This window comes from Streptomyces sp. NPDC048479 (assembly GCF_040651435.1).
GTDB lineage: Bacteria > Actinomycetota > Actinomycetes > Streptomycetales > Streptomycetaceae > Streptomyces.
On the sequence record NZ_JBEZKA010000021.1, the window covers coordinates 23724 to 37863 of the forward strand.

At 68.0% G+C, this 14140-nt stretch carries 12 protein-coding genes; 2 read left to right on the forward strand and 10 right to left on the reverse strand.

Going from position 1 to position 14140, the window contains the following annotated elements; all coding sequences use genetic code 11:
* Nucleotides 1-41: 41 nt before the first annotated feature.
* Nucleotides 42-2090: an APC family permease gene (locus tag AB0D12_RS28525; protein WP_362688743.1), complete on the reverse strand. Its 2049-nt coding sequence runs from the start codon at nucleotides 2088-2090 to the stop codon at nucleotides 42-44.
* Nucleotides 2091-2275: 185 nt separating this feature from the next.
* On the opposite strand from AB0D12_RS28525, the gene AB0D12_RS28530 reads away from it, so the two are divergent.
* Together AB0D12_RS28530 and AB0D12_RS28535 are read left to right on the forward strand one after the other, a co-directional pair.
* On the forward strand, nucleotides 2276-2944 hold the full coding sequence (locus tag AB0D12_RS28530) for a TrkA family potassium uptake protein (RefSeq protein ID WP_327326541.1): 669 nt from the start codon (nucleotides 2276-2278) through the stop codon (nucleotides 2942-2944).
* A complete protein-coding gene (locus tag AB0D12_RS28535; RefSeq protein ID WP_326653121.1) occupies nucleotides 2944-3621 on the forward strand; it encodes a TrkA family potassium uptake protein in 678 nt (225 codons plus the stop codon). The genes AB0D12_RS28530 and AB0D12_RS28535 overlap by 1 nt, the downstream gene beginning before the upstream one ends.
* Before the next feature lie 83 nt (nucleotides 3622-3704).
* On the opposite strand, the gene AB0D12_RS28540 is transcribed toward AB0D12_RS28535, so the two are convergent.
* From AB0D12_RS28540 to AB0D12_RS28580, 9 genes are all read right to left on the reverse strand, one after another.
* Entirely contained in the window at nucleotides 3705-4538 is an 834-nt protein-coding gene (locus tag AB0D12_RS28540) for a DUF3159 domain-containing protein (RefSeq protein WP_362688747.1), read from the reverse strand.
* A gap of 3 nt (nucleotides 4539-4541) precedes the next feature.
* The gene (locus AB0D12_RS28545; RefSeq protein ID WP_327326539.1) at nucleotides 4542-4958 is read right to left on the reverse strand and encodes an OB-fold nucleic acid binding domain-containing protein; all 417 of its coding nucleotides are present in this window, start codon (nucleotides 4956-4958) and stop codon (nucleotides 4542-4544) included.
* 35 nt (nucleotides 4959-4993) lie between these two features.
* Nucleotides 4994-5680: a response regulator gene (locus tag AB0D12_RS28550; RefSeq protein ID WP_362688750.1), complete on the reverse strand. Its 687-nt coding sequence runs from the start codon at nucleotides 5678-5680 to the stop codon at nucleotides 4994-4996.
* A gap of 121 nt (nucleotides 5681-5801) precedes the next feature.
* Nucleotides 5802-8345, reverse strand: coding sequence for a sensor histidine kinase KdpD (locus AB0D12_RS28555; RefSeq protein WP_362688753.1), 2544 nt, complete (start codon nucleotides 8343-8345; stop codon nucleotides 5802-5804).
* 120 nt (nucleotides 8346-8465) lie between these two features.
* Nucleotides 8466-9143, reverse strand: a complete 678-nt coding sequence (locus tag AB0D12_RS28560) for a potassium-transporting ATPase subunit C (protein WP_362688755.1) — start codon at nucleotides 9141-9143, stop codon at nucleotides 8466-8468.
* A 5-nt stretch (nucleotides 9144-9148) separates the two neighbouring features.
* Nucleotides 9149-11299 (reverse strand): potassium-transporting ATPase subunit KdpB, encoded by a 2151-nt coding sequence (gene kdpB / locus AB0D12_RS28565; RefSeq protein WP_362688762.1) that lies wholly within the window; start codon nucleotides 11297-11299, stop codon nucleotides 9149-9151.
* Nucleotides 11296-12960, reverse strand: a complete 1665-nt coding sequence (kdpA, locus tag AB0D12_RS28570; RefSeq protein ID WP_362688765.1) for a potassium-transporting ATPase subunit KdpA — start codon at nucleotides 12958-12960, stop codon at nucleotides 11296-11298. The genes kdpB and kdpA overlap by 4 nt, the downstream gene beginning before the upstream one ends.
* An 8-nt stretch (nucleotides 12961-12968) precedes the next feature.
* Nucleotides 12969-13058: a K(+)-transporting ATPase subunit F gene (gene kdpF, locus AB0D12_RS28575; RefSeq protein WP_175264873.1), complete on the reverse strand. Its 90-nt coding sequence runs from the start codon at nucleotides 13056-13058 to the stop codon at nucleotides 12969-12971.
* A gap of 305 nt (nucleotides 13059-13363) precedes the next feature.
* A complete protein-coding gene (locus AB0D12_RS28580) occupies nucleotides 13364-14140 on the reverse strand; it encodes a DUF3710 domain-containing protein (RefSeq protein ID WP_327326532.1) in 777 nt (258 codons plus the stop codon).

Sequence of the window (14140 nt, forward strand, 5' to 3'; positions counted from 1 at the left end):
ACTCGAAAACTCGAAAACTCGAAGACCCGCGGACTCGAACCTCAGCTCTTGCCGGTGGGCTCCTTGGGCCGCTGGTCCACGGGCCCGCGCCGTACCGAACCGGGCGCGTTCCACTCCTGGCGCTTCCTCGCCCGCTGCTTCGCGGCCTCCGAGGACTCCAGCTGGTACGGCACCGAGGTCACCATCACTCCGGGCGTGAACAGCAGCCGGCCCTTGAGGCGCAGCGCGCTCTGGTTGTGCAGCAGATGCTCGTACCAGTGCCCCACCACGTACTCGGGAATGATGACGCTGACCACGTCCCGCGGACTCTCGCGCCGCAGCCCCTTGACGTACTCGATGACAGGCCGGGTGATCTCTCGGTACGGAGAGTCGAGGATCTTCAGCGGCACATTGATGCCGCGCCGCTCCCACTCGTCCTTGAGCGCCTTGGTCTCGGCCGCGTCGACGCTGATGCTGAGCGCTTCGAGCTTGTCGGAGCGCATCAGCTTGGCGTACGCGAGGGCGCGCAGGGTCGGCTTGTGGATCTTGGAGACCAGGACGATGGAGTGCACGCGCGACGGGCGCACATAGTCGTCGGGACGCTCCTCCGCCGCGGCGATCTCCTCCGACACCCGGTCGTAGTGCTTACGGATCGCGGTCATCGTCCCGTAGAAGATCACCATGCCCAGCAGCGCCACCCAGGCGCCGTGCGTGAACTTGGTGGCGAGCACGACGACCAGCACCAGGCCCGTGAAGAAGGCGCCGAAGGTGTTGATCGCGCGGGAGCGGATCATATGGCGGCGCTTGGCCGGGTCCTTCTCGGTCTTCAGATGGCGGTTCCAGTGCCGCACCATGCCGGTCTGGCTGAGCGTGAAGGAGACGAAGACGCCGACGATGTAGAGCTGGATGAGCTTGGTCGAGTCGGCGCCGTACAGCCAGATCAGGAGTACGGCAGCGCCCGACAGCAGCACGATGCCGTTGGAGAAAGCGAGCCGGTCGCCGCGGGTGTGCAGCTGGCGCGGCAGATAGCGGTCCTGGGCGAGGATCGAGCCGAGCAGCGGGAAGCCGTTGTACGCGGTGTTGGCGGCCAGGAACAGGACCAGCGCGGTCGCTGCGGCGAGCACCACGAAGAAGAACGTTCCGTCACCGAAGACGGCGGCGGCGACCTGCGAGATCACCGGGTTCTGGACATAGCTTTCGCCGACCGGGCTGCCGTTGTTCAGCAGGTCCTGCGCGGGCTGCTCGGCCATCTTCACATCGCTGGCCATGGCCAGGGCGATGATGCCGCAGAACATGGTGACGGCGAGACCGCCCATCAGGGCCAGCGTGGTCGCGGCGTTCTTGCTCTTCGGCTTGCGGAAGGCGGGCACGCCGTTGCTGATCGCCTCGACGCCGGTGAGCGCGGCACAGCCGGAGGAGAAGGCCCGCAGCAGCAGGAAGACGAGGGCGAAGCCGGCCAGTCCCTGGTGCTCGGCCTTGATCTCGAAACCGGCGGTGGGGGCCTGCATGGTCTCGTCGAGCACCAGGCCCTTGAAGGCGCCCCAGGCGATCATGATGAAGACGCCGGCGACGAAGACGTACGTCGGGATGGCGAAGAGCTTGCCCGACTCCTTCACGCCGCGCAGGTTCATCAGCGTCAGCAGGATGATTGTCCCGATGGCGCAGAGAACCTTGTGCTCGACGACGAAGGGGATCGCGGAGCCGAGGTTCTCCACTCCGGAGGCGATCGAGACCGCGACCGTGAGGACGTAGTCCACCAGCAGTGCGCTGGCGACGGTGAGGCCGGCCTTGGGCCCGAGGTTCGTGGTGGCGACCTCGTAGTCGCCGCCGCCGCTCGGGTAGGCATGCACGTTCTGACGGTAGGAGGCGACGACGGTGAACATCAGCACCACGACGGCGAGCGCGATCCAGGGGCTGAAGCGGTAGGCCGACACGCCCGCGATGGAGAGCACCAGGAGGACTTCGCCTGGTGCATACGCCACCGAGGACAGCGGGTCGGAGGCGAAGACGGGAAGCGCGATGCGCTTGGGGAGGAGCGTTTCTCCCAGTCGGTCGCTTCGCAGCGCCCGCCCGATCAGGATCCGTTTGGGCACGTCGGTCAGTTTGGGCACGCAGAGGATCGTAAGCGTTCCGTATGAACACCGCCCACCCACCACCCCCCTACCGCTGCGGAATCTCCCGCTCCCCCGCGCAGGGAGTCCCTGGGCGGACCGCGCGTGTGTAGCTTGGGCCGCGGTCTGAGACCCTGACCCTGTTAAACCTGAGCAAAAAACCATTGACAGCCGGAAGGACGGTCGTGCACATCGTCATCATGGGATGCGGGCGAGTGGGAGCCGCTCTCGCGCAGACCCTGGAGCAGCAGGGGCACACGGTCGCCGTCGTCGACCAGGACCCCACGGCCTTCCGCCGCTTGGGCTCCGGGTTCGGCGGCCGCCGCGTCACCGGAGTCGGTTTCGACCAGGACACCCTGCGCGAAGCGGGGATCGAGGACGCCGGCGCCTTCGCCGCTGTCAGCAGCGGCGACAACTCCAACATCATCGCCGCGCGGGTGGCGCGCGAGATGTTCGGCATCGAGAACGTCGCGGCCCGTATCTACGACCCGCGGCGCGCCGAGGTGTACCAGCGCCTGGGCATTCCGACTGTCGCCACGGTCCGCTGGACCGCCGACCAGATGCTGCGGCGTCTGCTGCCGTCCGGCGCGGAGCCGCTGTGGCGCGACCCCAGCGGCGGTGTGCAGCTCGCCGAGGTGCACACCTCGGCCTCCTGGATAGGCCACAAGGTCAGCACGCTGCAGGAGGAGACCGGCGTGCGCGTCGCCTTCCTCACCCGGCTGGGCGAGGCGATTCTGCCGACGTCGCAGACGGTGCTGCAGGAAGGCGATCTCGTCCACGTGATGATGCGTACGGACGAGGTCGAGAAGGTCGAGGCGGCCTTCGCCGAGGGCCCTGAGGAGGGCGGTCACTGATGCGGGTCGCTATTGCGGGCGCCGGCGCGGTGGGCCGTTCCATCGCGGGCGAGCTGCTGGAGAACGGTCACGAGGTCCTTCTGATCGACAAGGCGCCGACCGCCATCTCGGTGGAGCGGGTGCCGCAGGCGGAGTGGCTGCTGGCCGACGCCTGCGAGATCACCTCGCTCGACGAGGCGGCGCTGCAGCGCTGCAACGTTGTGATCGCGGCGACCGGTGACGACAAGGTCAATCTGGTCGTCTCGCTGCTGGCGAAGACCGAGTACGGGGTGCCGCGGGTGGTCGCCCGGGTCAACAACCCCAAGAACGAGTGGCTGTTCAACGAGTCCTGGGGTGTCGACGTCGCGGTCTCCACGCCGCGTCTGATGTCGGCTCTGGTCGAGGAGGCGGTGAGCGTCGGCGACCTCGTACGGCTGCTGCGCTTCAGCCACGGCGACGCCAACCTGGTCGAGCTCACGCTGCCCCCGGAGTCGGCCCTGGCCGGCACCCAGGTCAGCGATGTGGCCTGGCCCGAGGACACCTCGCTGGTCACGATCATCCGCGGCTCGCGGGTGCTGACGCCGGGCTCCGAGGAGACTCTGGAGGCCGGCGACGAGCTGCTGTTCGTGGCCGCGCAGGCGCGCGAGGAGCAGCTGGAGGACCTCCTCTCGGTACGCCGGGAGGACGCTTCGAGCTGAGTCTCGCAGGCAGTACGCGGATGGGGCGCCCGGATGATTCCGGGCGCCCCATCGGCTTATGAGCGAGAAAACCGCGAGAAGAGCTAGGGCTTGCGGTGCTTGGCCGGACCGTCGGTGATGCGCCGGGAATCGGCGCCGTCCGCGAGGCGCTGCGCCGCATCGTCGACCAGGGGCTTCATCGCCTCGCCGAACTGCTCCGCGGTGTCCCGGCGCTCTTTCCCGGCGCGCTCCTCCGCCTCCATCTCGGCGAAAACGTCGATCGGCGGCGGCGCCTTGGCCAGGAAGACCCAGGTCAGGTACACCGCGAGCAGGAACGGCGGGATCTTCAGCGCCACCAGAACCCAGCCGAGCTGAGCGGTGTCGGCCCACCAGTAGAGCGGGAAGAGGATCGCGCACTTGGCGAGCAGGATCAGGCCCCAGGCCCAGCTGGCCTTGGCGTACGCCTTCTTGCGGCCGGGGTTACGGGTCCGCCAGGAGAGGTTCTCCTTGAAGACGGGGCCGAGGATCAGGCCGATCAGCGGGACGCCCGCGATCGTGGTCGCGATGTACGCCACCGCCAGGCCGAGCGTGTAGATCATGCCCGGCAGATAGAAGTCCTTCGCATTGCCGGTCATCATCGCGAAGACGACACCGAAGGCCACTCCGAAGACCCCGCTGAAGGCATGCTTGAGGGTGTCCCTGCGGATCAGCCGGACCGCGACGAGCAGCAGGGACACCGCCAGGGCCGCGATGGCCGAGATGTGGAGATCCTTGTTGACCGTGAAGATCGTGACGAAGAGCAGCCCGGGGAGGACCGTCTCCACCATGCCGCGTACGCCGCCGAAGGCCTCGAACAGTGCGGCCTCCGTGACGGCTTTCGCGTCGCTGTCCTGCTGGTCGTTCGTCGTGGTGGTGGTCGGCTTGTCGAAAGACGTCACCGGCTACTCCTGTCCGAGCGGTCGGAGTTCGTATTTGGGGTTGAACAGCACCCGGCGGCCGTGGTTCATGGAGATCCGGCCCGAGGCGATGAGCTTGCGGCCCGGCTCTATGCCCACTATGGAACGGCGGCCGAGCCAGACGACGTCCAGCGGGGCCGTGCCGTCGAAGAGTTCCGCCTCCAGCGCGGGCACTCCGGCCCGCGGACGCAGGGTGACCGTGCGCAAGGTACCAGTCACCCGGACTATCTGGCGGTCGTTGCATTCGGCGATGCGGGTACACCCCGATGCCTGCGCGTCCTCCTGCAGCTCCTCCGACTCGAGGTCCTCCTGGGAGGTGGACAGCCGGTCGAGCATGCGGCGGAACCGGCCGGCGGGCTTCGCCGGCCTCTCGGCCTTCTCGGAACGGGGTACGGCACTCATACAGAAAGCCTACCGGCCACGGCCTGTGTGCCGGATCAACGCTCGAAGCGGTATCCCATGCCCGGTTCGGTGACGAAGTGCTTGGGGTGCGAGGGATCGTCTTCGAGCTTGCGGCGCAGCTGGGCCATGTAGACCCGCAGATAGTTGGTCTCCGTGCCGTACGAGGGGCCCCAGACCTCCTGGAGCAGCTGCTTCTGGCTGACCAGTCGGCCCGTGTTGCGTACAAGGACTTCCAGGAGATGCCACTCGGTCGGGGTCAGCCGGACATCGCGACCGTCCCGGTGCACCTTCTTCGCCGCGAGGTCGACGGTGAAGCCCTCCGTCTCGACGATCACGAGATCGTCGTCACCGCCCCCGACCGGCTCGGCCCGACGGACTGCGGCGCGCAGCCGGGCCAGCAGCTCGTCCATGCCGAAGGGCTTGGTGACGTAGTCGTCGGCGCCGGCGTCCAGCGCCTCGACCTTCTCGTCGGAGGTGTGGCGGGCGGAGAGCACCAGGATCGGGACGCGGGTCCAGCCGCGCAGGCCCTTGATCACCTCGACGCCGTCCATGTCGGGCAGACCGAGGTCGAGGACGACGACGTCGGGGGGACGGGCCGCGGCGATCTGGAGCGCGGTCGCACCGTCGGGGGCCGCGTCCACCTCGTACTTGCGCGCCTTCAAATTGATCACGAGGGCACGTACGATCTGCGGCTCGTCGTCGACCACGAGCACCCGGGTCATTTTTGCCGGCCTGCCTTTCTGCGGTGTTGTGGCTGCGCTGCCGTCTCTTTCTGCGCTGCCGTCTCTTTCTGCGCTGTCGTCTGTTGCTGCGCTGTCGTCTGTTGCTGCGCTCCCGTCCCGGTCATGAGGTGACCTGGGCAGGAAGGTCGGAACTGGCCGGAGCGATCCCGGGCGCCGCCCTGAGGGTGAGGACCATGGTCATGCCACCGCCGGGGGTGTCCTCGGCGATGAGCGTGCCGCCCATGGCATCGACGAAGCCGCGCGCGACCGCGAGACCGAGGCCGACTCCGGCGCCGCGTGGAGCGTCACCGTAACGCTGGAACGGCTCGAAAATCCGGTCCTTCGCGTCATCGGGAACGCCGGGGCCTCGGTCCGCGACCCGCACCTCGACTCGGTCGCCCAGCGTGCTCGCGGAAACGGTGACGGGCGTGGCGTCGGGGCTGTACTTGACGGCGTTCTCGACGATGTTGGCGACGGACCGCTCCAGCAGTCCCCGGTCGACGGCCACCATCGGCAGCGTCTCCGGAATGTCCAGCTCGACGCTCTCCACGGGCACTCCGACGAGCGCCATCGGGACGACCTCGTCGAGGTCGGTCACCCGGATCAGCGGGGCGACGGTGCCGGTCTGAAGCCGGGACATGTCGAGGAGGTTGCCGACCAGATGGTCGAGCCGGTCGGCGCCGTCCTCGATGGCTTCGAGCAGTTCCGCCTCGTCCTCGTCGGACCAGGCGACGTCGTCGGACCTGAGCGAGGAGACAGCGGCCTTGATGGCGGCCAGCGGGGTCCGCAGATCGTGGCTTACGGCGGCGAGAAGCGCCGTACGGATGCGGTTGCCCTCGGCCAGCCGACGGGCCTCCTCCGCCTGCCCCACCAGCCGCTGCCGGTCCAGTACGACCGCGGCCTGGGCCGCGAAGGCCGCCAGCACCCGGCGGTCCTCGGCGGGCAGTACGCGGCCGGAGAGGGCCAGTGCCATATGGGCGCCGACCGGCATGTCCACGTCCGCGTCCTCGGGACGTACGACGGAACTGGGGCCGACGCTGCCCGCGCAGGTCCAGGGGGCGACGTCGCTCTCCCGCTCCAGCAGTGCCACGGACTCCATGGCGAAGGTCTCGCGGACCCGCTCCAGCAGGGCGTCCAGCGTGGTCTCCCCGCGCAGCACACTGCCTGCCAGGAAGGAGAGGATCTCCGACTCGGCTCGCAGCCTGGCGGCCTGGTGGGTGCGGCGGGCAGCCAGATCCACGACGGACGCGACCGCCACGGCCACCGCGAAGAAGATCACAATGGCGACGATGTTCTTCGGGTCGCTGATCGTCAGGGTGTGGGTGGGCGGGGTGAAGTAGTAGTTCAGCAGCAGCGAGCCGACGGCGGCCGAGGTCAGCGCCGGCAGCAGTCCGCCGAGCAGCGCCGACACCACGGTCAGGAAGAGGAAGACCAGGACGTCGTTGGCGAGTCCCAGACTGTCGTCGAGGCCGGCCAGTACCAGCGAGAGCAGGACAGGACCGACGACGCCGACCAGCCAGCCGGCGATGATCCGGGAGCGGCCGAGGCGTGCGCCGCGGGCCACGGGCAGTCCGCGACCCTTGCCGGCCTCGCCGTGAGTGACGATGTGTACGTCGAGGTCGGGGCCGGAGTCGCGGGCGACAGTCGCGCCGACGCCGGGGCCGAAGATGTACTGCCAGGTCTTGCGGCGGCTGGAGCCGAGCACGATCTGGGTGGCGTTGACTCCGCGCGCGAACTCCAGCAGCGAGGACGGGACGTCGTCGCCGATGACGTGGTGGAAGGTGCCGCCGAGATCCTCGACGAGGGTCCGCTGGACGGCCAGCTCCTTGGGCGAGGCGGAGGTCAGTCCGTCGCTGCGGGCGATGTAGACGGCGAGGATCTCGCTGCCGGAGCCCTTGGCGGCCATCCGGGACGCGCGGCGGATGAGGGTGCGGCCCTCGGGACCGCCGGTGAGGCCGACGACGATGCGCTCGCGGGCCTGCCAGGTGGAGCGTATGTCGTGCTCACCGCGGTACTGCTGGAGGTATTCGTCGACCCGGTCGGCGACCCAGAGCAGGGCGAGTTCACGCAGTGCGGTGAGGTTTCCCGGGCGGAAGTAGTTGGAGAGGGCCGCGTCGACCTTGTCCGACGTGTAGATGTTGCCGTGAGCCATCCGGCGGCGCAGCGCCTGTGGCGACATGTCGACCAGCTCGATCTGGTCGGCCCTGCGGACCACCTCGTCGGGGACGGTCTCCCGCTGGCGAACAGCGGTGATCGACTCGACGACGTCGCCGAGGGACTCGAGATGCTGGATGTTGACGGTGGAGATGACGTCGATGCCGGCCGCGAGCAGTTCCTCGACGTCCTGCCAGCGCTTGGCATTGCGGGAGCCGGGCACATTGGTGTGGGCCAGTTCGTCCACGAGGGCGACGGTGGGATGTCGTTCGAGGACCGCGTCGACGTCCATCTCGGTGAAGACGGTGCCGCGGTACTCGATCTCGCGGCGCTGGGTCTGCTCCAGGCCGTGCAGCATCACTTCGGTGCGGGAACGTCCGTGGTGCTCCACGAAGGCGACGACACAGTCGGTGCCACGCTCCACCCGGCGGTGCGCCTCGGACAGCATCGCGTATGTCTTGCCGACGCCCGGCGCCGCGCCGAGATATATCCGTAGCTTGCCGCGTCCCATGGCCTCATTGTCTTTCAGGAACAGCTGTGTACGCTGCGTCGACCTTACGGCCGGAGATTCGGAAAAATCGGGCCGGGGACGGGCCTCAGCTGCGTATATCCCTAGCCTGTTGACCGCGGATCAGCCCTTCTCGGTGAGTGCCTTGAGTGCGATGTTGAGCTGGAGGACGTTCACGGTCGGCTCGCCGATGAAGCCGAGGGTGCGGCCGTCGGTGTTGTCCTTGACGAGTTTGTCGGCCTGGGCGACGTCGAGGTGGTTCTTCTCGGCGACGCGGTGGATCTGGAGCGTGGCGTACTCGGGGGAGATGGCCGGGTCCAGACCGGAGCCGGAGGAGGTGACGGCGTCGGCCGGCACATCCGAGCGCTTGACCTTGTAGGTGGCGGTGGAGTTGTCCTTGACGACGGCGGCCTTGGCGTCGGTGACCCACTTGATCAGCTCTGGGTTGTCGCCGGAGCGGTTGGTCGCGCCGGAGAGGATGAGCTGGTACTGGGTGTTGACGCTGTTGCTGCCCAGGCCGTTGGAGGGGCGCGGCTGGAACCACCTCAGGTCCGGTGCCGCCGCCTCCTCCGGGTCGTTGGAGTTCTCCTTCGGCAGGTTGTAGGTCTGGCCGATGAGGTCGGAGCCGACGACCTTGCCGTCCGCCGTGATCTCGGAGCCGTTGGCCTTGTCGTTGAAGAGGGCGCGGGCCACCCCGGTGATGGCGAGCGGGTAGACGACGCCGCAGACCAGGGTCAGGACGAGGAGGGCGCGCAGCGCCGCCCAGGCCAGCCGTGCGGTGTTTCCTGCAGAGTTGTTCATGGTCGTCACCCGATGCCAGGGATGAGGGAGATGAGCAGGTCGATGAGCTTGATGCCGATGAAGGGCGCGATCAGGCCGCCGAGGCCGTAGATCCCCAGGTTGCGGCGGAGCATCTTGTCCGCGCTGGTCGGCCTGTACTGCACGCCCTTCAGGGCGAGCGGCACCAGCGCGATGATGATCAGCGCGTTGAAGATGACGGCGGACAGGATCGCCGACTCCGGGGAGGACAGGTTCATGATGTTGAGCTTGTCCAGGCCCGGGTGGACCACCGCGAACATCGCCGGGATGATCGCGAAGTACTTCGCGACGTCGTTGGCGATCGAGAAGGTCGTCAGCGCGCCCCGGGTGATGAGCAGCTGCTTGCCGATCTCGACGATCTCGATCAGCTTGGTCGGGTTGGAGTCCAGGTCCACCATGTTCCCGGCCTCCTTGGCGGCCGAGGTACCGGTGTTCATGGCCACACCGACATCCGCCTGCGCGAGAGCCGGGGCGTCGTTGGTGCCGTCACCGGTCATCGCGACGAGCTTGCCACCGGCCTGCTCCCGCTTGATCAGCGCCATCTTGTCCTCGGGGGTGGCCTCCGCGAGGAAGTCGTCGACGCCGGCCTCATCCGCGATCGCCTTCGCGGTCAGCGGGTTGTCACCCGTGATCATCACGGTCTTGATGCCCATACGGCGCAGCTCGTCGAACCGCTCCCGCATGCCCTCCTTGACGACGTCCTTGAGGTGGATGACACCCAGCACGCGGGCACCGTCGGCGTCCTCGACCGCGACCAGCAGCGGAGTGCCGCCCGCCTGCGAGATCTTGTTGGCGGTCGTGTCCGCGTCCTCGACGACCCGGCCACCGTGCTCGGTGACCCAGGAGATCACGGAAGCCGTCGCGCCCTTGCGGACCTTGCGGCCCGTGCCGTTCTCGACGAGGTCGACGCCGGACATCCGGGTCTGGGCCGTGAAGGGCACCCACTCGGCATCGATCAGCTCGCCCTGCTGGCGCTCGCGCAGACCGTACTTCTCCTTCGCCAGGACGACGATGGAGCGGCCCTCCGGGGTCTCGTCGGCCAGCGAGGACAGCTGGGCGGCGTCGGCGACCTGCGCCGCGGTGGCACCGCTGACCGGGACGAACTCGGCGGCCTGCCGGTTGCCGAGCGTGATCGTGCCGGTCTTGTCGAGCAGCAGCGTGGAAACATCACCGGCGGCCTCGACCGCACGCCCCGACATCGCCAGTACGTTGCGCTGCACCAGCCGGTCCATACCGGCGATGCCGATCGCGGAGAGCAGTGCGCCGATGGTGGTCGGGATGAGGCAGACCAGCAGGGCGGTCAGCACGATCATGGTCTGCTCGGCGCCCGCGTACTTCGCGAACGGCTGCAGCGTGACGACCGCGAGCAGGAAGACGATCGTGAGGGACGCGAGCAGAATGTTGAGCGCGATCTCATTGGGCGTCTTCTGCCGGGCAGCACCCTCGACCAGGGCGATCATCCGGTCGATGAACGTCTCGCCCGGCTTCGTCGTGATCTTGACGACGATCCGGTCGGAGAGCACCTTTGTGCCACCGGTGACCGCTGATCGGTCGCCGCCCGACTCCCGGATGACCGGGGCCGATTCACCGGTGATGGCCGACTCGTCGACCGACGCCACACCCTCGACGACGTCACCGTCGCCGGGGAGGATGTCGCCGGCCTCGCAGACCACCAGGTCACCGATGCGCAGCTCGGTGCCGGGCACCCGCTCCTCGCTCTTGCCGTCCCTGGACAGGCGGCGGGCGATCGTGTCGGTCTTGGCCTTGCGCAGGGTGTCGGCCTGCGCCTTGCCGCGGCCCTCGGCGACCGCCTCCGCCAGATTGGCGAAGATCGTGGTCAGCCACAGCCAGGCCGCGATCGCCCAGCCGAACCAGTCGGTCGGGTCCTTGATCGCGAAGATCGTCGTCAGCACGGAACCGACCAGGACCACGAACATCACCGGGGACTTGATCATCACCCGCGGGTCGAGCTTCCTGACGGCATCCGGGAGGGACTTGATCAGCTGCCTGGGGTCGAACAACCCCCCGCCGACGCGGGTGGCGTCGTGCTTGTGACCGGTCGGCACATCGCTGTGCGGTGCGCGCGTGGGAGTTGTAACGGGCATGGAGTCGTCTTGCTTCTTTACGTCGGGGGTCATGACGCCAGCCCTTCGGCGAGCGGACCCAGCGCCAGGGCCGGGAAGTAGGTCAGACCGGTGATGATCAGGATCGTGCCGACCAGCAGGCCGGTGAAGAGCGGCTTGCTGGTCCGCAGCGTGCCGGCCGTCTCCGGGACGGGCTTCTGCTCGGCGAGCGAACCCGCCAGCGCCAGCACGAACACCATCGGCAGGAAACGGCCGAGCAGCATCGCCAGACCGAGGGTGGTGTTGAACCACTGCGTGTCCGCGTTCAGGCCCGCGAAGGCCGAGCCGTTGTTGTTGCCGGCCGAGGTGTACGCATAAAGGGTCTCGGAGAAGCCGTGCGCACCACTGTTGGTCATCGAGTGCACCGGGGTGGGCAGGGCCATCGCTGCGGCGGTGAAGCAGAGCACCAGCGCCGGCGTGATGAGGATGTAGCAGGCCGCCAGCTTGATCTCACGGGTGCCGATCTTCTTGCCCAGGTACTCGGGCGTACGGCCCACCATCAGACCCGCGATGAACACCGCGATGATCGCCATGATCAGCATGCCGTAGAGACCCGAGCCGGTACCACCGGGCGCGATCTCGCCCAGCTGCATACCCAGCATCGTGATACCGCCACCGAAACCGGTGAAGGAGGAATGGAAGGAGTTGACCGCACCGGTCGAGGTGAGCGTGGTGGCCACCGCGAAGATCGACGAGCCGCCGACTCCGAACCGGGTCTCCTTGCCCTCCATCGCACCACCGGCGATGTCGAACGCCGGGCCGCCGTGATGGAACTCGGTCCACATCATCAGCGCCGTGAACCCGAGCCAGATCGTCACCATCGTCGCCAGGATCGCGTAACCCTGCTTCAGCGAGCCGACCATCCTGCCGAAGGTGCGGGTCAGCGCGAACGGGATCAGCAGGATCAGGAAGATCTCGAAAAGGTTCGACAGCGGGTTCGGGTTCTCGAAGGGGTGGGCCGAGTTGGCGTTGAAGTAACCGCCACCGTTCGTACCCACCTCCTTGATCGCCTCCTGCGAGGCCACCGCGCCGCCGTTCCACTGCTGCGAGCCGCCCATGAACTGGCCGACCTCGTGAATGCCCGCGAAGTTCTGGATCGCGCCGCACGCGACCAGCACGATCGCGCCGATCACCGAGATCGGGATCAGGATCCGGACGGTGCCGCGCACCAGGTCCGCCCAGAAGTTGCCCAGCTCACCGGTCCGGGAGCGGGCAAAGCCCCGCACCAGAGCCACCGCGACGGCGATACCCACCGCGGCGGAGACGAAGTTCTGCACCGCCAGACCGCCGGTCTGCACGACATGGCCCATGGCCTGCTCGCCGTAGTACGACTGCCAGTTGGTGTTCGACACGAACGACGCGGCGGTGTTGAACGCCTGGTCCGGGCCGATCGAGGAAAAGCCCAGCGAGCCGGGCAGGGAGCCCTGCAGCCGCTGCAGCAGATAGAGGAACAGGACACTGACCGCGGAGAAGGCGAGCACACCGCGCAGATAAGCGGGCCAGCGCATCTCGGCCGAGGGGTTGGCGCCAATGGCCTTGTAGATCCACTTCTCCACCCGCAGATGCTTCGTCGAGGAGTAGACCCGGGCCATGTAATCGCCGAGCGGACGGTAGGACAGCGCAAGCGCGGCGATCAGCGCGAGCAGCTGGAGCACACCGGCAAGGAAGGGGCTCATATCGAGGCTCAGAACCTCTCCGGGTACACAAGGGCGAGGACGAGGTAACCCAGCAGGGCGACGGCCACAACCAGGCCAACGATGTTCTCGGCAGTCACAGCTTCGCCACCCCCCTGGCGATGAGAGCCACCAACGCGAAAACCGCGAGCGTGGTGACGACGAAGGCCACGTCGGCCATCGTGTGCTCCTGGATGAGGTACGGATTTTCGGACCTCTCGAGGAAACCTCCTCACGACGCCTTTTCGGCCACCGTTGACGGCTCCCATACGGCCGGCGGCGCCTCCTTGACGACTCTCATACGGAATCGGCGCCCGCCCGGCGCTGACCTGCAAAAAAGGCCGGTGGGCCGTACTCCCGTCGAGGGAATACGGCCCACCGGCCGAGTCGATTTCAGGTCGCCGTGTCAGCGCACCTCGGTGATCTCAGGTCCGCGCTGCAACTGCCCCATGCCTCCGGAGAAGCGTGAGCCTTCCTGCTCCTCCTGCTGGACACCCTCGGGCACCATCTGGGCGTCTTCCGGCAGCTTGAGGACGATCGGGTCGCGCGGCGCCATCGGTCCTTCGCCACGTACGACCACGGTGTCCCGGAAGATCTGCTCCAGCAGCCCGGCGGCCTCCGGCTGCACCGCGCCCTGCCCGGAGATCACTCCGCGCAGGAACCATCGCGGCCCGTCGACGCCGATGAAGCGCACCAGCTGCACGCCGCCGGTGCCGTCCGGCAGCTGTACGGGCACCTGGGCCCGCAGCTCCCAGCCCAGCGGGCCCTCGACCTCGTCGATGATGCCGCCCTGCTGGGTGATGCCGGAGGCGATCTCCTCGCGGACCTCGCCCCAGATGCCTTCCTTCTTGGGCGCTGCGAAGGCCTGCAGCTGTACGGCGCTGTCGCGCAGTACGACGGTGGCGGCGACAATCGCGTCACCTGCGACCTCGACGCGCAGCTCCATGCCGTCGACCCCGGGCACGAAAAGACCGCCCAGGTCGACCCGGCCCTCGCCGGGCTTGGACACCTCGGAGACGTCCCAGGGGCCGTCGGGCCGGGGCGCCGGCGGAAGGTTCACCCGGCGGGGCGCGCCTTCCTCGTCGGCGTACTCCGTGTCGCGCTCGTCGACGACCTGCTCGGCCTCGCCCGCTGCGTCCGCCGTGTCCTCGGCGGAACCACTCTTCTTGCGACGTCCGAACAC